Here is a 23,353-nt window from a genome sequence, read left to right as displayed (position 1 = left end):
CCGCCTTCACCCCGGCGTCGTGGAGCTCCTTGGCGATCTCCGTGATGGTGCCGGTGGACGAGTAGAAGACGACAGCGAGCTTGACGGGAGTAGACATGAAGAGCCTCCATCGAAGGGGTGTTGTCGGCGCCACTAGGCGACCGGTCTCCTAAGCTAGACGACCGGTCACCTAATGGCAAACGGTCGCGTCCCGGACGTTCGTCGAGCGCCGCCGCACCTCGCCGGAGGCCACCGGCGGGCGGCCGGTCGCCCGCCGGATCCACGCCGGCTTCGAGCCTGTTACGAGTGCCGCCCGCAGTGGCCAGGACGCGTAGCCCTCCGAACGGGCGGGAGTCAGCGCCGGGGGCCGGAGAGCTTCCGGGGAGGGCGGCGATCACCTCTGGCGGGTGAGCGCCGACTCGCCTGGACTTCTCCCCCGTGCGCTTGAGCAGGGCCCCGAGGCGCCCGAGGGGCATCGCACGGCGTACGCAATGCGCGGGAGCGGCACCCGCCCGGTCGTGCAGGTCGCCAGCGGAGGCCGCGCACACGACTCCGCCCGGTCCAGGCGCGTTTCGAAGGTGGCGTCGTCCGCCCGCAGGGCGGGGCTCGCGGCGTCAGGTGCGGTGAACCGCAAGGCGGACGGCCGTCCGCCTACTCGGCCCACGCGGACAGCCCAACGACGCGGCGAGGTGCCGTAGCCGGCGTCGCGATGGCCCGCTGGGTCGGGCGCGGTCGTGCGCCCGCCGAGGATGACGGGACGGCCCTTAGCGGAGGAGCCGATCGAAGACGGTCTGGAAGAACGCGTCCACGGGGGCCGACGACTTGTCCACACGCGCCGCGATCAGGGTGCCCTCCCAGGCACTGAGGATGAACAGCGCGGTGGCCCCGGCGTCGAGCGAACCGTCCAGGTCGCCCGCCTCCTGAGCCTCGACGAGCAGCCCGCGCAGCCGGTCCGCCCAGCCGTCGAAGCCCTGCTTGGCCGCGGACCGGATCTCCTCGTTGTGGTCGGCGACCTCGGCACCGAAGTTGCCCACCAGGCAGCCTCGGACGAAACCGTTGTCCACCGTGTCCCTGCTCAGGTACTCGAAATGTGCCCGCAGCCGCTCCAGCGGAGGATGGTCGGGCGACGTGAGCAGATCGAAGCGCAGGGTGTCCGCGTACCGGCTCAGCGCCTCCAGGGCACTGTCCTCCTTGCTGGAGAAGTGGTTGTAGAACGACCCCTTGGGCACTCCAGCAGCCTTGGTGATGTCGTTGATGCCCGTGGCGTTGAAGCCCCGAGCATGGAACTGGCGGAATGCCGCCTCGGCGATCTCCTCGCGCTTGGACGCTCGCCCCATGTAGCTCACCTCCTGTGACAGTGCCCGATCGCCGGACCACTGGCCCTCCGCCGCGGCGCCGCGAAGCGGGCCGGGCCAGGGAGACCGCAATGGGCAAGACGACCGACCACTTCACTGTACGCGCCGCCGTCGCCCTTCATGCCGCCCGGCGGCCCACACGAGCGGCGAGCACCGGTATCGCGAGGAGGTGAGGAGGTGCAGGGAAGAAGACCCCCTCCGGGGCATGGGTTATGGTGTTTAAGACGACCGGTCATTTTGCTAGCGGTCATTTCGCTAGGTCGCGCTCGCCGAGCCCCGCCACGGGCTCCCGCTCGGCCGAAGCCGCCACCGCTCGCAGGACCGGTCCGTCCTCACTTCTCCGAACGACACACAGGAGCCACCATGTCCACGTACCGAGCCTTCGAGGCCACTGGAGTCCACAACCTGCGGCTGGTCGAGCGCGAGCTGACCGAGCCCGCACCGGGTCAGGTGCGCCTGCGGGTCGAGGCGTGCGGGATCTGCCACACCGACGTGCTGGCCGTGGAGGGCCTGCGGGCCGACCCCTCGCAGCCCGTGGTCCCGGGCCACGAGGTCGTCGGTGTCATCGACGCGGTCGGCGCCGGGGTCACCGCCTGGCAGATCGGCGACCGGGTGGGCGTCGGCTTCCTGAACGGGCAGTGCTGGGAGTGCGAGCCCTGCCGCCGAGGCGACTTCGTCAACTGCCTCAACCAGCAGCAGACCGGGACGACGGTCGACGGGGGTTACGCCGAGGTCGCCTACGCACCGGCGAGCGGCCTTGTGCGCATCCCCGAGGGCATCTCCGCGATCGACGCCGCTCCGCTGCTGTGCGCCGGCCTGACCACCTTCATCGCGCTCCAGCAGGGGGCGACCAGGGCGGGCGCACTTGTCGCCGTGCAGGGCATCGGAGGCCTCGGCCACCTGGCCCTGCAGTACGCGCGCAGCCTCGGCTACCGCGTGGCCGCCATCGCCCGCGGCCAGGAGAAGGAGGCGTACGCCCGGGAGCTGGGCGCCCACATCTACATCGACTCCACCAGCACCGACCCCGGGGCCGAACTGGCCGCCCTGGGCGGGGCGTCCCTCATCATCGCCACCGCCTCCAGCGGCGCCTCGATGAACCCCCTGGTCCGCGGCCTCGCCCCGAACGGCAAGCTGGTCGTGGTCGGAGCGGCGCCCGACCCGCTGACCATCGCCACCCCCGACCTGATCTTCGGCACCCACTCGGTCGTGGGCAGCCTGACCGGCACGGCGATCGAGAACGAGGACAACCTGGCCTTCAGCCTGGCCAACGAGATCCGGCCCAGCGTCGAGGTGATGGACTTCGCGCAGGCAGCGGAGGCCTACGAGCGGATGCTGTCAGGTCAGGCCCGCTTCCGCGTCGTGCTCGACGTCACGGCGGCCTGACCGAGGACGCTGACGCCTCCCACCCACCACAGCAACGGTGCCGGGGCCACGTCCGAGAGGACGTGGCCCCTGGTGCGGAGATCCCGCCGCACTCTTCAGGCCCGGAGAGCCTGGTCCACGGTCTCGTGGCAGTCGATGACGGTGTCGAGGCCGACGATCTGCAGGGCCCGCAGGGCGGCGCCGGTGGTTCCGGCCAGGCGCAGCCAGCCGCCGGCTCCACGGTGGGCTCGGTAGGCGGCGAGCAGGACGTTGATCCCGCTCGAATCCATGAAGGTGACCTGCCGCATGTCCACCACCACGCGTGGGAGCGAGGGGTCGGTGATTTCGAGCGTCTGCTGGAGCGTGTCGCAGGTGTCGTAGTCGATGCCCCCGGCCACCGCCACCACGCGGACGCCGTCCGTGACGGTGGCGACGGCTGACAGCCGTTCCGGCTGGTCAGCTCGTGCGTCGCGTCGTTCTGGACCGTCAGTCATGCCGGTGATCCTGGCACACCGGGCGCGGACCTGTGGAGTCAAGCCGCCGATTCGCCGAAGAAGCACCGGATCAAGCCCCGTACTGATGGAGCTGCGGCTGCGTCGTCGCACCCGTTCCGCGGTCCTGACCATCGCATCACCGTGGTGCTGCCTCTCCTCCACCGCTCCGCCCCTCACCGAGGGACCGACCGGCCGAGGTCACGAGAGCTGGGCCGTATCGCCGTCGACCTGGGCACGCGGCATGACCTCGCCGTCGTCCCCGTCCTTGTCGATACTCGACGTCACCAGTTTGACTGGTGACACACATTCGGGCAGAATGTCCGGAATGCTGGTCGGCAGTCCCTGTTCGACCTGCGGACGCACGGCGTGACGGAGGACTGGATGCTCAAGGGTGGCGCGCTGCGCCGGGCTACGGCTCTCGTGGCAGGCGGCGCACTGCTGCTGACGGGAGTGGCGCTGCTCGTCCTGCCCGGTCCGGGTCTGCTCCTGGTCCTTGCCGGGCTGCTGGTCCTCTCCCGGGAGTTCCCCGGAGTCCGGAGATACGTAGATCCGGTGCGTGTGCGCGCTCTGCGCGCAGCGGACGAGAGTGTCGCCTCACCGCTCCGGCTCGCCGCCTCCGTACTGGCCGGTGTCGGGCTCCTCGCGGCGGGTGTGACGTGGGGGCTGCTGCCCCGGCTCCCGTTCGGCGGCTGGGCCACGGGCACCGGTCTGATCGTGTCCGGACTGGTCCTCCTCCTTCTCCTGCTGTGGAGCCTCAACCGGGCGAGGCAGGCCCGCCCCGCGCCGACTCCCGCGACATCGCGCTCACGCCGTTACGGTCCCCGGGGGCGCAGGTCATGAACACGACGCGGGGGCACCGGGATCGGCCGCTGGAACTCATCGGTCTTACGGTCGCGCGCACCGCATCCGTCGAACGACTGCGCACGCAACGCACCGGGGCCGGGTCGGACTAGTGCCAGTGACCGGCGCCCGTGCGGCGCGGTCGCCCTCTGGCGGCACCATCGGAGGGCGAGCTACGCGCTCCTCGCCGACACGCCCCGGGACCGCCGATCCGGGCCGACGTATCCCGTTCGGCGCTCCTGTCGTTCCGGTCTGCGACACACCCTGACCGGCTTGTGACCTGGGTGACCCAGTCCCCAGGGACGCGGAGCGCTCCTAGGTTGACCGTCGGGCTGAGGGACGCAGATGGCAGCGGGCACAAAGCACGCGCGCCGGGAAGCCCGGTGCGGCACCGCCCCGCGGCCGTTACGTGCGACCGCCGACTCCTGCCGGCGCCGCCGGTGACGGCGGCAGCCGTACGCGACCGAGAGCAGGCGGTGTCCGGTGCCCCAGGCCGAGGGTAGAGCCGGCCCGCAGGGAACTGCGGGCGGCGGGCCGCGTCGTCGCGTTCGGCGAGGGCGAAGACACCGGGGCGGCGATGACCGCCCAGGAGCACGAGATCGCGGCGACGCCGGCATCACCCCAGCCGGCGTAGGGTCCTCTGCGAGCGCGATACGTGCTCACATATGCGAGGTTGGCACTTATGCAGCACGTATGAGAGCGAGCATGTCTTCGTTCACACCCCGGTAGCCGTTCGCCCGCATCCGGTGGTAAATGGGGCCCCGCTCCGTGACTCCACCTGGATAGGGGCGCACAACCACTACAGTCCCAGGTCGAGGGCGAGGCACGAGTAGAACTTCCACGAGTTCTCGGGGTTGTAGCCATCTCCCGGGCCGCCGGGTGCGACTTCCGCCTCGGTCGTCATGTCCTCGTAGCGGATCCGCTCGGGGAGCTTGCCGAAGCGGGCATGCCGTATCGCCGCTTCGGCGTCCGTGGCGAGTTCCTTGTTCATGACCATGCTCCACTTCCTCGGTCGTGGACCGCGATTGATGTCAGCGTGCCCTGATCTTCGTCACCTGTCAAGCCGGTGACGCCTGCCGCAGTGAATGCACCATCACCAGGTCCTTGTGAGACCGACACGTATGTGGTGGCCGGTTTCGCTCTTTCCTCACATGGTTGAAGTCGCAAAAATCTTGTCGGTCGGCTGCGCACGATCGAAGCAGGTCGGCCGACATTCCCTGATGCCGATGCACACGAGGAAGGGTGGGTCGCATGTCCTCCCCCGAAGCGAAGTTCCGCACCGCCATTGTCGTCGCGACCGCCGCCGCGGCCCTGATCGGCCTCGGCGCCGGGACAGCGAGCGCGTCGGACTGGCCGCCCCTGAAGTGGGGCGGCTATCTCTACACGGGCCACCACAACTCGGGTACTGAGACGGTGGTCGACCTCACCGACTTCGGCACGTGCCACACGCTGGCGGAGCCGGTCAACTCGCTCGTCATCGTCAGTGAGACGTCGTCCATCACCACGTACAGCGGCGCCGACTGCACCGGCTACGGCTTCCGGAGCGGCGGACTGGCGCAGTTCGACTTCGGCCTGCCGCAGGTGAGTTACCGCGTAGCGCCTGTCACCGGCTGACTCCCCCTCCGGGCGGCGAACGGTTCCTGGTAGGCCGCGGGAAGACTCAGACCGTCATCACGCATGATGTACGTGGTGGGCAGGTCCTTCCACCCCGCCCGAGTCTGCCTTCACAGCCCTCGGGGACCACACTCGGCAGATCCACCGTGTGGCTGGCCCAGCCCGTGCCGTGAGGACGTCCTGCCCCCTGGTGCCAGCACCCGGACCCGTGCCACGCCTCGTGCACCAGGAGGAACTCGGGGTCTCGTTCGGTGTCGTTCGTCTTCGTCCCTGTCCGAATCAGCGTGCAACGGTGGGCGGGCGAATCAAGACCACACAGCGTGTGCACACATGGTGCCGCCGTGTGTGTGACTCCAGCCGGTACATGTGCTCCACGGTGGGGTCGCTGCGGAGGTCAGACGGTGATCGTCTTGTATTCGGTGTAGGTGCCGAGGCCGACCGTGCCGTACTCCCGGCCGATGCCGCTGGCCTTGAATCCGCCGAACGGGCCGTCGAAGGCGAGCGAGGCGCCGTTGACGGTGACGGTGCCCGTGCGGACGCGACGGGCGACGGCGAGCGCGCGCTCCTCGTCGGCGGACCAGACGCCGCCGGACAGGCCGTACTCGGAGTCGTTGGCGATGCGCACCGCGTCGTCCTCGTCGTCGTAGGCGATGACGACCAGGACCGGGCCGAAGATCTCCTCCTGCGCGATCCGCATGGAGTTGTCGACGTCGGCGAAGAGGGTGGGGGTGACGTAGTTGCCCTTCTCCAGGCCCTCCGGGATCTGCGGGCCCCCGGTGACCAGGCGGGCGCCCTCCTCGACACCCAGCCGGATGTAGTCGATCACCCGCTGCTGCTGGTCGGGGCGGATCATCGGCCCGATGAAGGTGTCGGGGTCGTCGGGGTCTCCGACCTTCAGCGACTCCATCAGCTCCTTGAGACCGGTGACGACCTCCTCGTAACGGCTGCGCGGGGCGAGGATGCGTGTCTGGGCGATGCAGGACTCGGCGTTGTTCAGCAGGGAGCCGAACTTGACGCCTGCCACGGCCTTCTCGATGTCGGCGTCGGGGAGGATGATCGCGGCGGACTTGCCGCCCAACTCCAGGCTCACCCGCTTGAGCTGCTCGCCCGCGAGGGATGCGATGCGGCGGCCCGCGCGCGTGGACCCGGTGAAGGCGATCTTGTCGACGTCCGGGTGCCTGACCAGGTACTCGCTCGTGTCCCGGTCGGCGGGCAGGACGCTGATGACACCCTCGGGCAGGCCGACCCGCTCCAGCAGCTCGGCGAGGAAGCCCATGCTCGGAGAGTTCTCCGGCGAGACCTTCAGGACCACGGAGTTGCCCGCCACCAGCGCCGGGATGATCTTGGAGGTGGCGGAGGAGAAGGGTGAGTTCCACGGGATGACGGCGGCCACCACGCCGACCGCCTCACGGCGCACGACACTGCGCACGGGTGACGCCGGGTCCGACGGGGCGAACGTCTCCTCCCAGCCGAACTCCTCCGCGGCCTTCAGGTAGGCGTTGGCCTGCCGGGTGAGGCCGGCCTGTCCGGCGCGCGTGAACCACCCGGCCGAGCCGTTCTCCAGAGTGATCAGAGCGGCGATCTTCTCCGCGTTCTCCTCGCGCAGCGCGTTGAACCGGCGCAGCAGCGCGATCCGCTCGGCCGGCGGGGTCAGCCGCCACGCGCCCTCGTCGAAGGACTTCCGGGCCGCGGCGACCGCACGGTCGATGTCGGCGGGCCGCGCCTGGGCGGCACGGGCGATCACCGACCGGTCGTGCGGGGAGGTGATGTCCAGCAGCTCCGCGTCACTGGGCTCGACCCAGGAGCCACCGATGAAGAGTCGGTCGTAGGTGATCATGAGCGTTCTCTCTTCCGTCTTCCGTGCGCTTGGCCTGCTCGGACCAGACCTTCCGTTCAACTGTCACTTCAATGTAGCACTTGATTGAGTTAGCCACACATGAATGTCGCATCAGCGCGACAGAAGTTCCCCGTCAGCGATACCTTTGAGCTACGAGAGCCCGCTTTGCCGGCCGCGAGGACCTACTCTCCGCGATCTATGAGTCCCGCATCCCGGCCACCGAGCGGGCCATCCAGGACACCCGGCTCGGCGATGCACCCGTCGCCGTCGCCCTGCCTTCCCCGCATGCTCGCTGCCCGCATGCTCTCGGACGAGGCCATCCGCCGGCGTCGGGACATCTGCGTCGCCGAGGTGGACGCGCCCCTGCGACGGGGCACCGAAGAGGGCCTGTTGCCCGGGGAGCCGCCGGAGGGGTGGGCGGGGCCCCCAGGTCAGAGTACGGGCGTCGGCCTCGCCTCACCCTCTGCGTCAGCGTCACCGGCTGGACAGGTGACGATGTTCTGTGCAAAGGTCCCCGTGCCACGGGGGCTCACCGCGCTCGTAGGGCAGGTGGGCAAGCGGCCTCGCGCGGACGGGCCGGTCACCGGACAACGAATGACGGAAGGTTTGACATGATCAACAGGCGTACTTTCAGCAAGGCCGTAGGCCTTGGCACCGGCGCGGCCGCTGTCTCGCTCTCGGGCATGGGGACCGACGCGTTCGCCTCGTCCGCCTCGCGTGGGCGGCCGGGCGGCGGCTCCCAGGTCCCCACCGTCCCGGCCGTCACACCGGGCACCCACACTTCGTTCGCAAAGATCAGGCAGGTCAGGGCGGGAGTCCTGAACGTCGGCTATGCGGAGGCCGGCCCGGCGCATGGCCCCGTGGTCGTGCTGCTGCACGGCTGGCCGTACGACATTCACAGCTATGCCGACGTCGCCCCGCTGCTCGCCGACCTGGGGTACCGCGTCGTCGTCCCCTATCTGCGCGGACACGGCAGCACGGCCTTCCTGTCGGACCGCACCCCTCGCACGGCCGAGCAGTCCGCCATCGCGCTGGACGTCATCGCCCTGATGGACGCCCTGCGGATCGACAAGGCCGTGCTGGCCGGCTTCGACTGGGGATCGCGCACCGCCGACATCATCGCCGCCCTCTGGCCGGAGCGGGTCAAGTCCCTTGTCTCCACCAGCGGTTACCTCATCACCAACCGTGCGGCGCAGGCCGCGCCCGCCGCCCCGGCCGTCGAGCACACGTGGTGGTACCAGTGGTACTTCGCCACTCCCCGGGGCAAGGCGGCCATGGAGGACGAGGACAGCCGCCTCGCGCTGTGCCGGTACGTGTGGACCCTGGTCTCCCCCAACTGGAACTTCAGCGACGACACGTACAACCGCACCGCCGAGGCGTTCAAGAACCCCGACTACGCGGCCATCGTGCTCTTCAACTACCGCTGGCGCATCGGCCTCGTGGACACGGACGGCCGGTACGCGCGCTACGAGAAGCTGCTCGCCGGCCAGCCCTCCATCCATGTCCCCACCGTCACCCTCGACGCCGCCCTCGACCCCTTCACCCCGCCCGGGGACGGATCGGGCTACCGCGACCACTTCACCGGCCCGTACGCGCATCGCACGATCGCGAACGTCGGCCACAACCTGCCGCAGGAGGCGCCCACCGCCTTCGCCCAGGCCGTGGTCGACGCCGACCGCCTCTGAATCCGCACCCCGCCCATCACCACCGCCGAGGGCACGGGCTCGGCCGTGAGCCGACCAGCGCGCCGCGGGACCGGGCCCCGGGCAACGGCACTTCCGCCGCCCGGGGGCACTCATGAGACGCGACGAGGTTCCGGCACCACCTTGACGGGTGGCGGAGCTCTTGGTCCATGCATCACCAGCCACGGCGGTGACGAGTCCGGTTCTACGCTCCGTGCAGGCGGCTGTCGGAGAGCGCGCCGCCGCGCGGCCGTTCCTCACGGCCGGGCGCACGCGCCGACTGCCGGCCCCTGCGTGGGGGCCGGCCGGTCGGGTGGCGACGCGGTGGCTCAGGCGGCCGGGGTGTTCTCCTTCGTGGTGGGGACGCCGGCCGCTTCGTCGGGAGCGCCGAGGGCGGTGTCGTCGTTCCTTCCAGACGGCTTCCTTTTGAACGGCTTCCTTGCTGACGGCTTGAGGAAGAGGGCGAGGAGGGTGCCGACGGCCAGGGCCGGCGCGATCCACAGGTAACCGACGGCGGTGGCGTGGGCGAAGGCGTCCAGGGCGGTGTCGCGGAGCGCTCCGGGCAGGTGTCCGATGGTGTCGGGCCGCCCGGCGTCGAATCCGCCGGCGGTCGGCAGGTCCCGGACCCGGTCGGCGAAGCCCGTGTTGAGCAGGGTGCCGAAGACGGCGACTCCGAAGGCGGCGCCGATGGAGCGGGAGAAGGTGACGACGGCGCTCGCGGCGCCGATGTCCGCCGCCGGGACGCTGTTCTGGACGGTGGTCAGGACGACCATGGGCACCATGCCGATGCCGATGCCGGTGATCAGGAAGTAGACGCTGAGCAGCAGGGTGCCGGGTCCGTTGCCGATGGTGGCCAGCAGGAGCAGACCGGCCAGGTTGGCGACGAGGCCGCTCAGCAGGATCACCCTCAGCCGCTCGATGTGCGCCGCCCAGCGCCCGGCCAGGGACTGGCTGACGACGAGACCGGCGACGAGCGGCAGCATGTGGATGCCGGAGAGGGTGGCCGAGACCCCGTGGACGATCTGGAGATACGTCGGCAGGTAGACCAGCACGGAGAACATCGCCGCGTTGGCGAGGAATGCGATCAGCGAGGAGAACACCACGGTGCGCGAGCCGAGCATGGCCGGCGGCAGTACCGGGGCCGCGACTCGGCGCTCGACGGGAACCACCACCGCCGCGAGCACGACTGTGGCGATGATCAGGCCGACGATGGACGGCGAGCCCCATCCCCAGCGCTCGCCGAAGGACGTGACGAGGACGAGACCGGTGGCGATGGCGGCCAGCAGGGTGGCTCCGGCGTAGTCGATGCGCGCCTTGGCACCGCGGGCGGCGGCGGGCAGGGCCCGGGCGGCGAGGGCGAGGGCCACGATGCCGACCGGCAGGTTGATCAGGAAGGCCCAGCGCCATGACAGCTGGTCGGTGAAGACACCGCCGAGCAGCGGTCCCACGATGCTGGCGACGCCGTAGACCGAGCCGAACATGCCCTGGTAACGACCGCGCTCGCTCGGCGCCACGATGTCGCCGACGAGGCCGAAGGTCAGCACGATCATGCCGCCGCCACCGATGCCCTGGAGCACCCGGGCACCGATCAGTTCGGGAAGGCTCTGCGCCAGACCGCAGGCCACGGAGGCGATCAGGAAGACCGAGGTGGAGGCGAGGTAGAGCCGCTTGCGGCCGAACATGTCGCCGAGTTTCCCCCACAGCGGCGTCACGGCCGTGGAGGCGAGCAGGTAGGCGGCGCTGACCCAGGCGATGTCGTCGAACCCGTTGAGGTCCTCCGCTATCCGGGGCAACGCGGTGGAGACGATCGTCTGGTCCAGGGCCGCGAGCAGCACCGCGAGGATCAGCGCGCTCATCGCGGCGGCGACACCGCCCGGCCTGGGCGATGCGGACGGTGGCTTCGGCAACGACATGGCGGTGCCTTCCTTCTTTCGAGGACTACGGATGGCTCTTCGGGTGGCTCTTCGGGTGGCGGTAGGAGCTCGCGCCTGCCGCCACCCGGCATTTGCGTCTCACTACACTGGCACTATCTTAGCTACCTGCCACGTCAATGTAGCACTTCACACCCGGTACTTCACTCTGGAGGGGCATTAGAAGGCCTCAGGGGTCACAGGGCGCATAGAATCAGGGCGTGAGAGCCGACGCAGCACGCAACTTGGAAGCCGTCCTGACCACGGGAGCGCGCATGCTCGCCGCGGATCCCGGCGCGAGCATCGCGAGCATCGCCGCCGAGGCCGGCGTGGACCGGCGCACCGTCTACCGGCGCTTCGCGTCCCGCGAGGACCTGCTCTCCGCGATCTACGAGTCCCGCCTGGCCGCGATCGAACGAGCCATCGAGGACGCCCGGCTGCGCGAGGCACCCGTCGCCGTCGCCCTGCACCGCTACGTCGAGAACATCATCGCGGTCAACCGCACCTGGCCCGTCGACCTCACCCGCATGCTCGCCGACGAGGAGGTGCGCGCCCGCCGCGACGCATCCGCCCACGAGGTCGACGTCTTCCTCGACCGCGCCGTCACTGAGGGCTTCCTCCGTGCCGACCTGCCGGCCGGGTGGGTGAGCGCCCTCCTGCCGCAGCTCATGCACCTGGTGTCACGTCAGTTGCCCGACCTGAGCCCCGCCCGCGCGGCGGACCTCGTCGTCGACACCCTGCTGCGCGGCGCCGGCGTCCCCTGACACGAGGGCACCGCCTCAGAGGGTTTCGGGGTAGGCCGGGCGGCGGACGAACCGCTCGGTTCGCCGCCGCCCGGGGTGCGGCCGATCCGGAACTTACGCCCTATGCCCGTCCGCCGGTCGGGATACGACATTGCCGCCGCTGACCGGGCACCGGGCACCGGGCACCGGGCACCTCACACCACGTGCGTCCGGTCGGCCACGCCGGAGTCGCGGTCCTTGCTCAGCCACCGGGAGTGCTCTCGCTCGGCCCAGGACCGGCTGACGTACCCGGTGCGCATGCCCAGCCGTGCCTCCGGGTCCTGGAATGCCTTGCGCAGGTGGCCCAGGACGACCGCGGTGATCGCCCAGGCCAGCAGGTCGTGGACGAAGATGGCGCTGGTGCGGGAGATGAAGGGCAGCAGCCCCATGAACCACATGAGCAGGCCGGTGAACATCATCACCAGCACGGCCCCGGCGATCCAGCCCGCGTAGATCTTCTGACCCGCGTTGAACTTCCCGGCCGGACGCGCCCCAGGTGACCTGCGACCCCGGCGGACGGCCATCAGCCACTGGCGGTCGTATACCGCGAACCGGTTCAGGCGCCGCAGATCCGCGCGGAAGTCGGCGGAGAACAGCCCGAGGAGGGCCGGCAACGGCAGCAGGATGCCCGACCACTCGTGCAAGAAGACCATCACGTGGCGACGCCCGACGAGTTGGGCGAGCGGGCCGAGGTAGAGGCACGCGGCGGTGACCAGGCACACCAGCATCAACCAGCCGGTGGTGCGGTGGACCCAGCGTTCCGCGGTGCTGAAGCGGCGGACGCGGTCGGCCGGGTCAGGCCGCCTCGCCGTGCCGGTCGGCTCCGTCGAGCCAGCCGTCGATCGCATATCCGCGTTCCTCCCAGAAACCGGGGACGACCTTGTCGGTGACCGAGATGCCGGACAGCCACTTGGCCGACTTGTAGAAGTACATGGGTGCCACGAAGAGGCGGACGGGGCCGCCGTGCTCGTGGGTGATGGGCTTGTCCTGCATCTTCAGCGCCACCAGGACGTCGGCGCGGCGGGCCTGTTCCAGGGTGAGGCTCTCGCTGTACGCGCCGTCGAAGCAGGTGAAGCGAATCGCCGCGCCGGGAGAGCGCACCCCGACGTCGTCCAGGATGTCCGACAGCCTCACCCCTTCGAACGGGGTGTCGTCCACCCGCCAGCCGTCCGTGCACAGCACGTCGGCGACGACCCGGGTCTGGGCCATCGCACGCAGGTCGGTCAGGGTGTACGTCTTCGGCTTGTCGACCAGGCCGCGGACCTTGAGCGCGTAGTTCGTCTCGTCCTTGTGCGGCACCGAGCCGACGACGCTGTAGTACCGGAAGCCGCCCGGGTTGGGCAGCAGGCCGGTGAGGCCGGTCGCGTCCACCTGGGACGCGGCGCCGAGGAAGTTCTCCCAGCCTCGCTGGAGGTAGGGCGCGGCGGCGAGGCCAGCGGCGCCCGCGCCGAGCATGCCCAGCAGCGCTCGGCGACCGACCGGCGGACCGCTCTCGGGGTCCGGCTTCCGCTTTCCTGCCATGGTCAGTGTGCTCCTTACGTGAGGGCGTCACCCGGCGACATGTGAGGCCCGTATGACGACGGGATCGACACGTGTGTGTTTCGCCGACCTACCGTGCGTCACCGTTTCAACAGGTGACGATGCTGACATGTGACTCCGCCGCTGTCAACGCCCTGAGACGGACCCACCTGCTATCGTGAGTGGGCACGTAGATCGTCCAGCGAGGAGAGACAGACGTGGTGGGTGAAGACGACATCTCCGGGTGAGATCCGGATGTGACGGCCACTGGTCGGCGCCGCGGGCGCTGCCGAGTGGTCCCTGTCGTCGTACCCCTTTTCCCATGTCTGCCCAGGGCAGAGAACCATGCGCTCCGCCCTCAGTTCCTCAGAGGTCTTCCGTCATGTCCGACGCCGCCATCGTCTGTTCGAACCTCTCCTTCGCCTGGCCCGACGACACCCCGGTCTTCCACGACCTGTCGTTCTCCGTGACGCCCGGCCGCACCGGCCTGGTCGCCCCCAACGGCTCCGGCAAATCCACCCTGCTCAAGCTGATCACCGGTGAACTCAAGCCGCTCACCGGCTCGGTGTCCGTCAACGGCACCCTCGGTCACCTCCCCCAGAGCCTGCCGCTCACGCTGGACCTCACGGTCGCCGAGGTGCTGGGCGTCGCCGAGGTGATCCGCGCGCTGGACGCCGTGGAGTCCGGCGACGTCGACGACAAGCACTTCACCACCATCGGCGACGACTGGGACATCGAGGAGCGCACCCGCGCCCAGCTCGACCGGCTCGGCCTGACCGACATCGCGCTGGACCGCAGCCTCGCCACCCTCAGCGGCGGCCAGGTCGTCTCCCTCGGCCTCGCCGCCCAACTGCTCAAGCGGCCCGACGTCCTCCTCCTCGACGAGCCGACCAACAACCTCGACACGGACGCCCGGCACAAGCTGTACGACGTCCTGTCGGACTTCACCGGCTGCCTGCTCCTGGTCAGCCACGACCGCGCGCTCCTGGACCGCATGGAACGCATCGCGGAACTCGGCAGCGACGAACTGCGCCTGTACGGAGGAAACTTCACCGAGTACGAGGCCGCCGTCCGTGCCGAGCAGGAGGTCGCAGAGAAGAACATCCGCAGCGCCGAACAGGAGCTCAAGCGTGAGAAGCGGGAGATGCAGCAGGCCCGCGAACGCGCCGAGCGCCGCGCCGGCAACGCCCAGAGGAACTTGAAGAACGCCGGCCTGCCGCGGATCTTCGCGGGGAACATGAAACGGGGCGCGCAGGAGGCCGCCGGCAAGTCCGGCACGATGCACGCCGCGCGGGTCAGCGAGGCCAAGGCCCGTCTGGACGAGGCCGGGCGCTCCCTGCGCGAGGAGGTCAGGCTCAGCCTGGAACTGCCCGACACCCAGGTGCCCGCCGGACGCAACCTGTTCCTCGGTGAGGGCATGCAGGTCCGGCTCGGCGACGCGGACGTGTTCGCCCCGAACGGCGTCGACCTGACCGTGCGGGGGCCCGAGCGCATCGCGCTGACCGGCCCCAACGGCGCCGGGAAGACCACCCTGATGCGGGTGGTCACAGGCGACCTCGCGCCGGACAGCGGTGAGATCAAGCGCAACGACGGACGGATCGCCTACCTGTCGCAGCGCCTGGATCTGCTGGACCTGGACCGGACCGTGGCGCAGAACTTCGCCGACTTCGCGCCCGAGCGGCCGGAGGCGGAGCGGATGAACCTGCTCGCCCGGTTCCTCTTCCGGGGTACGCGCGCCCATCTGCCGGTCGGTGTGCTCTCCGGCGGCGAGCGGCTGCGCGCCACCCTGGCCTGCGTGCTGTGCGCGGAGCCGGCCCCGCACCTGCTGCTGCTCGACGAGCCGACCAACAACCTCGACCTCGTCAGCGCGGGGCAGTTGGAGAGCGCGCTCAACTCCTACCAGGGCGCGTTCATGGTGGTCAGCCACGACGAGCGGTTCCTCGCCGAGATCGGGATCAGCCGATGGCTGCGGCTGGCCGACGGCACGCTGCAGGAAGTGGGGGCTCCTGGGGTGTGAGCCTCCGACGTGTGACGTGGCCCGCGTCCGAGGCCGTGTGCCCGGCGGGCCGACCACCGATCACGAAGGACGGACCGATCGTGCCCCAGCACGCACTTCTCGCCCATGACCTCGTTCGCGACCTGGGCGGGCGCCGGGTCCTCGACGGCGTCTCCCTGACGGCCTCCCCCGGTCACCGCATCGGCCTGATCGGGGAGAACGGCGTCGGCAAGTCCACCCTGCTGCGCCTGCTCGCCGGCGCGGACGACCCCGACGCGGGTCGTGTCACCCGCCCCGCCGACCTCGGCTTCCTCCACCAGGAGATGTCCTTCGAGGGCGGCACCACCGTCGCGGCCGTCCTGGACGAGGCCCTGCGCGAGGCGCGGGAGGACCTGGCCGAGCTGGACCGGCTAGCCAGGGAACTCGCCCGGGTGCCCGAGGACGACCCCGGCCACCAGGGCGTCCTCGATGCCTACGGCAGGCGTCTCGAACAGGCCCAGGACCGGGAGTCCTGGGACGCCGACCGGCGTGCCGCCCTGGTCCTGGACGGTCTGGGCCTCGGTGCCGTCGACCACGACCGCACGCTGGGCTCGCTTTCCGGCGGGCAGCGCGGACGGCTCGCCCTGGCCGCGCTGCTCGTCCGGCGGCCCTCCGCGCTGCTCCTGGACGAGCCGACCAACCACCTCGACGACGGCGCCGCCGCCTTCCTGGAGGAGCAGGTCCGCTCGCTGCCCGGAACCGTCGTGCTCGCCAGCCACGACCGGGCGTTCCTCGACGCCGTCTGCACGGACCTGATCGACCTCGACCCGGCGGTGGACGGCCCCGTCCGCTACGGCGGCGACTACAGCGCCTACCTGTCCGAGAAGCACGCCGAGCGGCGGCGCTGGGAACAGCGGTACGTCGAGGAACAGCAGGAGCTGCGGGAGTTGCGTACGTCGGCGGGGGTGACCGCGCACCGGGTCGCCCCGGACCGGGGCCGTACCGACAACGAGAAGATGGGCTACGGCCACTGGGCGGGCCGCGTCCAGAACTCGATCTCCCGCCGGGTCCGCAACGCCACGCGACGGCTGGAGGAACTGGAGCGCGTCCAGGTTGCCGAGCCGCCGCGCCCCCTGCGGTTCGCCGCCGGTGACCTGGCGACCCGGTCGGAGGAGGGCCCGCAGCCGCTGGTCGTCTTGCGTGACGTACGGGTGCCGGGACGGCTCGCGGTGGACCGGCTGGAGGTGGCCGCCACCGACCGGCTCCTGGTCACCGGCGGCAACGGCGCGGGCAAGTCGACGCTACTGGCCGTGCTCGCGGGACGGCTGGCGGTCACCGGGGGCGAGGTGCACAGGCGGCGGCGGCTTTCGGTGGGGCTGCTCACCCAGGACACCGTCTTCGAACGGCCCGAGCGCACGGTCCGCGGCACCTACGAGGAGGCGCTGGGCGCGGCCCGGGCGGAGAAGGTGCCATTGGCCTCGCTGGGCCTGCTGCACGAGGCGGACATGGACAAGCCGGTCGGGCGTCTGTCGGTGGGGCAGCGCCGGCGACTGGCGCTGGCACTGCTGGTCGCCCGGCCGCCACAGCTGCTGCTTCTGGACGAGCCGACCAACCACCTCTCCCCCCGGCTCTGCGACGAACTCGAGGACGCGCTCGCCACGGGTCCAGGGGCGATCGTGGTCGCCAGCCACGACCGCTGGCTGCGACGCCGGTGGTCGGGCCGCGAGATCCGGCTGGCCCCGGACCACGACCGGGAGCGGGAGCCGGCGCCGGCCCGGTCGTGACCCCCCGGCCCGCCCGAACACCGCGCGTCGCCCCGTCGCGTGTGCGGCGCGCGGCCTCGGCGGGCCCTCTCTTCGGGGACGTCGACAGGACGGCGTCCGGGCAGGGGCACGACGGCCCGGGACATGTCCGGCTCCAGCGCCCGGCGCCATCCCGCACACGTGTCACACGTCCAGCCACCAGTACGTGGGACCGCCAGGGTTCGGCCGTACAGCGGCAGACGGCGGTGAATACCTGCGCTCACCTCATACTTCAGGTCCGCTGCGCTTATCGTGAAAGGTGAACATGCCCGGAGCGCCCTCCGTGGTCGACACTTGTCCGCACGCTGTCGGCACCGTGGGTACCATGCGCAGCAACATCCATATGAGGGAGTGAAACGGTTGTGACCAGCCAATCAACCGGCACCCTCCGGTCGCGCTTGGTGGACCAAGCCGCGTCGGACCTGGAGGACAACCGCCGTCGCCAGCGGGAACTGACGGAACAGCTGACGGTGTTGCGGCAGGAGGAGGCCCTCCTGACCGACATCCTGAAGCTCGCCCAGCGGTACGAGGGATTCGCGGACCCGTCCCGGCTGCCCGAGCAGTCGCAGGACGAGCCTGTCGCGGCGAGGACGAAGCGCACCAGTGCGGCCGCCGAGCGTCGGCCCCTGCTTGGTGACCTGCTGTTGGAGCTGCTCCGCGAGCACGACCAGCCACGCCTGGCGAAGGAACTGCGCGACGAGCTCCTGGCGAAGCACCCGGACCGCCAACCGACACCGCAGGTGGTGCGGAACACGTTGGAGTCCCTGGTGGCCAAGGGACGGATCCGGCGCCACAAGCGGCAGCGTTCCGTGATGTACACCCTCAGCCCGTCGGAGACGGCCGCCTGATCCACCCCCTCCCTCCAGGTTTCCACACCGGGACTCTTCGTGGTGACACATCAGGGCTAAGGGCGGCGATCCAGGCCCGCCGGCTGGTCGCGCGGGCGACCGCCGCTCGTCGGCCCCTGAGGTCACACCCACACGTGCGCGGCGCCCCCGCACTCGGCGCCTGCATTGTCCGTGCGCGGGCGCCGGGTCGGCCGTCAGCCCCGCCAGATGTTGTCGAACGCGGCGTCCTCGACGCCCCGGCGCAGCCTCACGGCCTCCAGTTCCGCAACCGCGTCCCCGACGGAGGCCAGCACCGTGCTTCGGCCGGCAGGCCCAGGGTGATGAGAGCGAGTGCGCGTGCGGTGCTCATGCGTCCCTCCTGGTCTCCAGCAGGCGCAGCCACACCTCGCTGATGGTGGGGAAGGCCGGTACCGCGTGCCAGAGGCGCTCCACCGGAACCTCCCCGGCGATCGCCATGGTGGCCGAGTAGAGCAGTTCGCCCACGCCCGGTCCCGCGAAGGTGGCGCCGACGACGACCTCCCGTTCCCGGTCGATGAGGACGCGGGCCCTCCCTCGATAGTCGGGGCGGTACTGCACGGCACCCGCGAGGTTGCCGAGTTCGTAGTCGACGATCTCGACATCGCGTCCGGCCCTTTCGGCCTCGGCCGCGGTGAGGCCCACCGTGGCGATCTCGGGATCGGTGAAGACGACGCCCGGGACGGCCTCGCCGTCTGCCGTGGCGCTGTGCGGTGTCCAGCGTCCGGTCGCGGGACGCTCCCCCCGGTACCGGGCCACGATCACGGCACCGGCGATGCGGGCCTGGTACTTGCCCTGGTGGGTGAAGAGCGCCCGCCTGTTGACGTCGCCCACGGCGTACAGCCAGTCCCCCGGCACGGCGGTGACGGTCAGGCTGTCGTCGGTGGTGAGCCACTCCCCCGGGCCGAGCCCCACGGTCTCGAGTCCGATGTCCGCGGAGCGCGGGGCGCGCCCGGTGGCGAAGAGGATCTCGTCGGCGACGACCTCGTCCCCGTCGGACAGGGTGATCCGTACCTCGTCGGCCTGTCCGTCGCGCAGGCGTCGCACGGCAGTGACGGAGACGCCGAACCGCACGTCCGCTCCCGCCTCCCGCAGTCGTTCGGCGACCAGTTCTCCCGCGAAGGGCTCCATACGGGGCAGCAGCCCTCCCTCACGGGCAAGCAGTGTCACATGGCTGCCCAGTGCCTGCCAGGCGGTGGCCATCTCGACGCCGACCACTCCCGCGCCGACGACGGCGAGGCGGCGGGGCGCCGCGCCGGCGGTGGTGGCCTCGCGGCTCGTCCAGGGCCTCACGTCCTCGAGGCCGGGCAACTCCGGCAGCGCCGCCCGGCTGCCGGTGCACACGGCGACCGCGTGCCGGGCGCGCAGCCGTACGGTCGCGCCGTACGGTGTCTCCACGGACACCTCGCGCTCTCCGGCGAGGCGTCCGTGACCGCGCAGCAGAGTGATGCCCGCGGACTCCAGCCACTCGACCTGGCTGTCGTCCTTCCAGTCGGCGGACATTCGGTCGCGGTGGGCGAGGACCGCCTTGGTGTCCAGCGGGTTGCCGACGGCCGGGTCGATGCCCGGTACGTGCACGGCGTCGGCACGCAGCAGGACGGGACGCAGCAGAGCCTTGCTGGGTTCGCAGGCCCAGTACGAGCATTCACCGCCCACCAGTTCGCTCTCGACGACGACGGTGCTCAGGCCCGCCGCGGCGGTCCGGTCGGCGACGTTCTCGCCGACCGGACCGGCCCCGATCACGATGACGTCGTACGTCTGGATGTCCTCGGTCGCCATGCCTGGCCTCCTGAAGGTGGGGTGGGGTGCGGCGGGCGAAACGCGCCCGCGCATCGGGGCGGTTCCGGCGCCGCGTCGTGGTCAGCGGCGCCGGGGCCGGGTCTCAGCGGCCGGGAGCGCGCTGGGTGACCTCCTGGAGGAACCACTCGTTGCCGTCGGGATCGGCGAAGGCCGCGAACGTCCCGTAGCTGGCCCGCTCCGGGTGGAGCCCGGGGACGCGGTGGGTGTCACCGGCGTGGTGGAAGACGCCCGTCTCGTCGCGGAACGGTCCGGACACCTCCACGCCGCGGGACTCCAGTTCCTTCTGTGCCTCGACGACGTCGGTGACGGTCAGCTGGAGGCCGTGGAGTGTGCCCGGCTCCTGCGCCGTCAGGCCGCGCCCGAAGATGACCGAGCACTCGGAGCCGGGCGGGGTGACCTGCACGATCCGGTATCCGTCGTCGATCGGGAAGTCGGCGTCGAGACGCCAGCCCAGGCGTTCGGCGTAGAAGGCCTTGGCGCGGTCGACGTCGGACACCGGCAGAACGACGACTTCGAGCTTCATGTCCACAGCGGGGTTCTCACTTTCGATTCGGATGATGCTGACAAGGTGGGTCCGGCGACGGCCGTCAGTTCCTTGAGCAGGAACAGCAGGCGGACTGACGATGAGTCACCCAGGATCACGGCACATGCCCGCCCTGGGATACGTGTGAGGGGTTGCGGCCTGCGCGTGTGGCAACGGCCTCTGCTTCAGAGGAAGTTCGCTGCGGGCGGGCCGTATCCCCCGAGCGCCGCGCTCTCGGCCCAGTGCCAGACGAGCACGTCGGTCGGGTGAGCCGGCCGCTCGGCGTCCGAGGGCACCGGGGTCCTTCCCAGCGGCCGCTCGTCGTCGGCCGGGGCGGCGGTACCGCTGGAGACCCGGTCACCACGGGCGGTTGCAGGGTGTGTCATGCGCTGTCCTTGTTCTCCGCGGGCGGCACGGGCCGACCGGAGAGGGGTGCGGGTCCCGCATCCGGGGGGAGACGCGGGACCCGCGTTCAGGTGGCCTCTCAGGCCGCGGCAGCCTTGATGGTGACCGGCACGTTGCCGCGCGTGGCCTTGGAGTAGGGGCAGATCTGATGCGCGGCGTCGGCGAGCTGCTGGGCGGTGGCCTGGTCGACCCCGCCGAGGACGGGGTTGAGAACGGCGGACAGGGAGAACTCCCCGTCGTCACCGTGGGTGAGGGTGATCTCCGCCGTGATGGCGGTGCTCGCCAGCCGGATCTTGCGCTCGATCGCGGCGCGGCGCACTGCGCCCAGGAAGCAGGCCGCCCAACCGGCGGCCAGGAGCTGCTCGGGGTTGGTCGCGCCACCCGCGCCGCCCAGCTCCTTCGGTATCGCCAGGCTGGTGTCCAGCAGACCGTCGGAGGAACTGACGTGACCGCCGTTGCGGCCCTCTCCGTCGACGTCGACAACGGCGGTGTAGGTGACTGCCATGACTGGTGCTCCGCATCTGAGTCCGGGCCGAGAAAGGTTTGACGACACCTCCCGACCAGCATTTCCATGCCGTCACCGGTTGAGGTGGTGACGCAATCATGGCAGTCCTCTGCGTCACCCGTCAAGACGGTGATTCGGAGGGTGGTGGAACTGCTCGGTACGGGCCGGGGCGCCCGCTGAGGCTCGTGGTGCCGCGTAGCGGAGTGCCATACCTCTCCGCGCTTCTCGCTCTGCTGGCACGGCACTGGCGGTCCGCCCCTGCGGAGTTGCCGCGGCCGCCCGTCACCGGGTCCCTGCCATGAATCGCCGCCCCGACAGGACGCTGGGTCAGCGCGAGATGACCTTGGCCCGTGCCGGTCCAGGGCCGGTCCGTCGGGCGTCGCCTGGTCCTGGCGATCTCGTCGAACGTCCGGGGTGATGGGCGGCCGGCGGGCCCACCCGCACGACGGCCCTCCCGGCCCGCCGACAGCAGGCGTGTCGGAGGAAGGGAGGGCCGCAGGGCGTCAGGGCGTCAGGGCGTCAGGGCGTCAGGGCGTCAGGGGCGAACCATCGGGTGTGGCAAGCCCGGTGTCACTGCAGGGACAGCTGGATCAGGCGGCCACCACCCTCGTGCCCCGCGTCGGTCGCCAGGGCCACGTAGCGGGCGGTGATGTCCGTGCTCAGGTGCCTGTCGCGGCCATGGCCCGTGAGCTGACCGGCCGGGGTGTAGGTGAGACCGTCACCGCTGTACTCGACGCGTAGCCCGGGCACGCGGCCACTGGTCCATTCGGTGCGAATGTCGCGGACACGGAGCCGGGCGCCGAGGTCGACGACCAGGCGGCCGTTCGGGCCGGGCGTCCACGCCGTCGCCGGATCGCCGTCGACAGCGGCGGAGGGGTCCGACATGCCCGGCGGCAGTGGGCTGGTCGGGAACACCGTGCGACCCAGTGCCAGGTCGCGCAGAGGGTAGGCGACGGCCCGCTTCACGGTGACCGTCGTGGTGCGGCCCGCGTGGACCACCGCCACCTCAGTGCGCTCCTGGGCGGTCACCTGCACGCGGCAGGAGGGCCCCGTGAGTTCGACCGTCGTGCCGTCGACCACACGCGCCCGCAGACCCGTCGGCAGCTGACGGCCGTCGAGCGGGCGCACGGTGAGCCGTGGTGGCAGCAGCCGGGCTTCCGCCGCGTCGAGTTCGGCGTCGTAGGCGGTGCCGCCGTCGGTGAGGGTCTGACGTCCCTCGAAGAGCAGCCTCGCGCTCCCGGTCTGCGGCACGTCGACGCGCGTCGTGACCGACTCGTCCGACAGGTTGAACAAGCTGAGGTGATCGTCGGTGAGGGCGGCGCGGACGGCTTCAGCCTCCGTTCGCGGCGTGGGCGCTTCGGCCCGCTCGCGCAACGTACGGGGCGAGGCGCCGGGGAGTCCCTCGACCAGGAGGGGTGCGGCCGGGCCGTCGGCCAGGATGATCTCGTCCTGGTGGACCGTCAGGCCGGAGGTGGCGCCTCGCACCACGAGGCCCGCGCGGCCGTCGACGTCCAGCCATCCGCCCCGGCTGGTGACGTCGGGCACCGGCCAGGAGGCGAGGTCCTCCCACTGAAGGCCGTCCGCCGACCCCTGCACCGTATAGGCGCGTCCCGCGGCGGCCTCCCAGCGCAGAGTGACCCGGTCCACAGCGTGCGGAGCCCCGAGGTCGACAGCCAACCAGCTGTCCGCGCGGGGGCGGTCGCCGCGTGACACCGCCCACCGGGTCGTCGTGCTGCCGTCCACCGCCAGCGCCGGCTCCTTGCCGGTGTCGTAGGAGGAGGCGGTGGCCGTACCGGTGCGGGCCAGATCGGCGCCGTCCGCACCGCTGCGCGCTTCGAACGCGAAGAGCGAGTATCCGTAGGTCGGGTCGGGCCGCACACCGAGCATGCGCAGATGCCGCACCTCGGTGCGCGCGAAGGTCACCTCGTCGATACGCGCGGCCGGCATGGCCGGCCGGGAGTCGACGGAGGCCACGGTGGCGCTTCCCTCGGCGAAGCGGTAGGTCCTGGCCCCGGCCAGGCCGGGCACGCCCGGCATGGTCAGATTGTGGATCTCCAGCCGTCCCTCCCCCGCGGCGACGCCCGACGTCGCGTACACGACCGCACCG

The 23,353-nt window shown here is 70.9% G+C and carries 21 protein-coding genes and 1 pseudogene; 8 read left to right on the top strand and 14 right to left on the bottom strand.

The window, feature by feature from the left end; translation table 11 throughout:
- Positions 1 to 743: 743 nt before the first annotated feature.
- Entirely contained in the window at positions 744 to 1,316 is a 573-nt protein-coding gene (locus ADL34_RS30520) for a TetR/AcrR family transcriptional regulator (RefSeq protein ID WP_062672856.1), read from the bottom strand.
- A 381-nt stretch (positions 1,317 to 1,697) separates the two neighbouring features.
- Here ADL34_RS30520 and ADL34_RS30515 point away from each other — a divergent pair, with 381 nt between their 5' ends.
- Positions 1,698 to 2,717 (top strand): alcohol dehydrogenase catalytic domain-containing protein, encoded by a 1,020-nt coding sequence (locus ADL34_RS30515; RefSeq protein ID WP_062672854.1) that lies wholly within the window; start codon positions 1,698 to 1,700, stop codon positions 2,715 to 2,717.
- 95 nt (positions 2,718 to 2,812) lie between these two features.
- Here the strand turns inward: ADL34_RS30515 and ADL34_RS30510 are convergent, their stop codons facing one another.
- Positions 2,813 to 3,190 (bottom strand): STAS domain-containing protein, encoded by a 378-nt coding sequence (locus ADL34_RS30510; RefSeq protein WP_079034402.1) that lies wholly within the window; start codon positions 3,188 to 3,190, stop codon positions 2,813 to 2,815.
- A 198-nt stretch (positions 3,191 to 3,388) separates the two neighbouring features.
- A complete protein-coding gene (locus tag ADL34_RS36265) occupies positions 3,389 to 3,553 on the bottom strand; it encodes a hypothetical protein (RefSeq protein WP_159039001.1) in 165 nt (54 codons plus the stop codon).
- A 3-nt stretch (positions 3,554 to 3,556) separates the two neighbouring features.
- Between ADL34_RS36265 and ADL34_RS30505 the strand changes: the two genes are divergently transcribed.
- Positions 3,557 to 4,030: a PGPGW domain-containing protein gene (locus ADL34_RS30505; RefSeq protein WP_234375138.1), complete on the top strand. Its 474-nt coding sequence runs from the start codon at positions 3,557 to 3,559 to the stop codon at positions 4,028 to 4,030.
- A 799-nt stretch (positions 4,031 to 4,829) separates the two neighbouring features.
- Here ADL34_RS30505 and ADL34_RS30500 read toward each other — a convergent pair.
- Positions 4,830 to 5,021 carry a hypothetical protein gene (locus ADL34_RS30500; RefSeq protein ID WP_062672885.1) on the bottom strand — a complete coding sequence of 64 codons (192 nt, stop codon included), beginning with the start codon at positions 5,019 to 5,021 and terminating at the stop codon, positions 4,830 to 4,832.
- 260 nt (positions 5,022 to 5,281) lie between these two features.
- On the opposite strand from ADL34_RS30500, the gene ADL34_RS30495 reads away from it, so the two are divergent.
- Entirely contained in the window at positions 5,282 to 5,644 is a 363-nt protein-coding gene (locus ADL34_RS30495; protein WP_062672852.1) for a hypothetical protein, read from the top strand.
- Between the two features lie 394 nt (positions 5,645 to 6,038).
- On the opposite strand, the gene ADL34_RS30490 is transcribed toward ADL34_RS30495, so the two are convergent.
- Positions 6,039 to 7,481, bottom strand: coding sequence for an aldehyde dehydrogenase (locus tag ADL34_RS30490; RefSeq protein ID WP_062672850.1), 1,443 nt, complete (start codon positions 7,479 to 7,481; stop codon positions 6,039 to 6,041).
- 611 nt (positions 7,482 to 8,092) lie between these two features.
- On the opposite strand from ADL34_RS30490, the gene ADL34_RS30485 reads away from it, so the two are divergent.
- Complete coding sequence (locus ADL34_RS30485) at positions 8,093 to 9,166, top strand: alpha/beta fold hydrolase (RefSeq protein WP_062672848.1); 1,074 nt, start codon at positions 8,093 to 8,095, stop codon at positions 9,164 to 9,166.
- Between the two features lie 326 nt (positions 9,167 to 9,492).
- Here ADL34_RS30485 and ADL34_RS30480 read toward each other — a convergent pair whose 3' ends face one another.
- Entirely contained in the window at positions 9,493 to 11,076 is a 1,584-nt protein-coding gene (locus ADL34_RS30480; protein WP_062672847.1) for an MDR family MFS transporter, read from the bottom strand.
- Positions 11,077 to 11,348: 272 nt separating this feature from the next.
- Here ADL34_RS30480 and ADL34_RS30475 point away from each other — a divergent pair, with 272 nt between their 5' ends.
- Positions 11,349 to 11,837 (top strand): TetR/AcrR family transcriptional regulator, encoded by a 489-nt coding sequence (locus ADL34_RS30475; protein WP_062672845.1) that lies wholly within the window; start codon positions 11,349 to 11,351, stop codon positions 11,835 to 11,837.
- Between the two features lie 173 nt (positions 11,838 to 12,010).
- On the opposite strand, the gene ADL34_RS30470 is transcribed toward ADL34_RS30475, so the two are convergent.
- Positions 12,011 to 12,703, bottom strand: coding sequence for a cytochrome b/b6 domain-containing protein (locus ADL34_RS30470; RefSeq protein ID WP_079034401.1), 693 nt, complete (start codon positions 12,701 to 12,703; stop codon positions 12,011 to 12,013).
- The gene (locus ADL34_RS30465; protein WP_062672843.1) at positions 12,651 to 13,376 is read right to left on the bottom strand and encodes a molybdopterin-dependent oxidoreductase; all 726 of its coding nucleotides are present in this window, start codon (positions 13,374 to 13,376) and stop codon (positions 12,651 to 12,653) included. The genes ADL34_RS30470 and ADL34_RS30465 overlap by 53 nt, the downstream gene beginning before the upstream one ends.
- 379 nt (positions 13,377 to 13,755) lie before the next feature.
- On the opposite strand from ADL34_RS30465, the gene ADL34_RS30460 reads away from it, so the two are divergent.
- The 3 genes from ADL34_RS30460 (at position 13,756) to ADL34_RS30450 (ending at position 17,998) form a co-directional block, all read left to right on the top strand.
- Positions 13,756 to 15,390: an ABC-F family ATP-binding cassette domain-containing protein gene (locus ADL34_RS30460; protein WP_062672841.1), complete on the top strand. Its 1,635-nt coding sequence runs from the start codon at positions 13,756 to 13,758 to the stop codon at positions 15,388 to 15,390.
- 80 nt (positions 15,391 to 15,470) lie between these two features.
- Complete coding sequence (locus tag ADL34_RS30455; RefSeq protein WP_062672882.1) at positions 15,471 to 17,132, top strand: ABC-F family ATP-binding cassette domain-containing protein; 1,662 nt, start codon at positions 15,471 to 15,473, stop codon at positions 17,130 to 17,132.
- A gap of 380 nt (positions 17,133 to 17,512) precedes the next feature.
- Positions 17,513 to 17,998: a hypothetical protein gene (locus ADL34_RS30450; RefSeq protein WP_179199260.1), complete on the top strand. Its 486-nt coding sequence runs from the start codon at positions 17,513 to 17,515 to the stop codon at positions 17,996 to 17,998.
- Positions 17,999 to 18,192: 194 nt separating this feature from the next.
- Here the strand turns inward: ADL34_RS30450 and ADL34_RS35905 are convergent.
- The 6 genes and pseudogenes from ADL34_RS35905 to ADL34_RS30425 form a co-directional block, all read right to left on the bottom strand.
- Positions 18,193 to 18,297: pseudogene (locus ADL34_RS35905) on the bottom strand (GPP34 family phosphoprotein); the annotation flags it as partial.
- A gap of 46 nt (positions 18,298 to 18,343) precedes the next feature.
- A complete protein-coding gene (locus ADL34_RS30445; RefSeq protein ID WP_062672839.1) occupies positions 18,344 to 19,792 on the bottom strand; it encodes a dihydrolipoyl dehydrogenase family protein in 1,449 nt (482 codons plus the stop codon).
- A 103-nt stretch (positions 19,793 to 19,895) separates the two neighbouring features.
- Entirely contained in the window at positions 19,896 to 20,342 is a 447-nt protein-coding gene (locus ADL34_RS30440; RefSeq protein WP_062672836.1) for a VOC family protein, read from the bottom strand.
- Between the two features lie 179 nt (positions 20,343 to 20,521).
- Complete coding sequence (locus ADL34_RS30435; RefSeq protein ID WP_062672834.1) at positions 20,522 to 20,722, bottom strand: hypothetical protein; 201 nt, start codon at positions 20,720 to 20,722, stop codon at positions 20,522 to 20,524.
- Positions 20,723 to 20,820: 98 nt separating this feature from the next.
- Positions 20,821 to 21,246: an organic hydroperoxide resistance protein gene (locus tag ADL34_RS30430; RefSeq protein ID WP_062672833.1), complete on the bottom strand. Its 426-nt coding sequence runs from the start codon at positions 21,244 to 21,246 to the stop codon at positions 20,821 to 20,823.
- 570 nt (positions 21,247 to 21,816) lie between these two features.
- A partial coding sequence (locus ADL34_RS30425) for a discoidin domain-containing protein (RefSeq protein ID WP_199835656.1) occupies positions 21,817 to 23,353 on the bottom strand: 1,537 nt, incomplete at its 5' end.

The organism is Streptomyces sp. NRRL WC-3605 (assembly GCF_001509795.1).
Taxonomy (GTDB): Bacteria; Actinomycetota; Actinomycetes; order Streptomycetales; family Streptomycetaceae; genus Streptomyces; species Streptomyces viridochromogenes.
The sequence above is the reverse complement of the archived record's forward strand: the minus strand, read 5'-3'. Positions and strand labels throughout refer to the sequence as shown.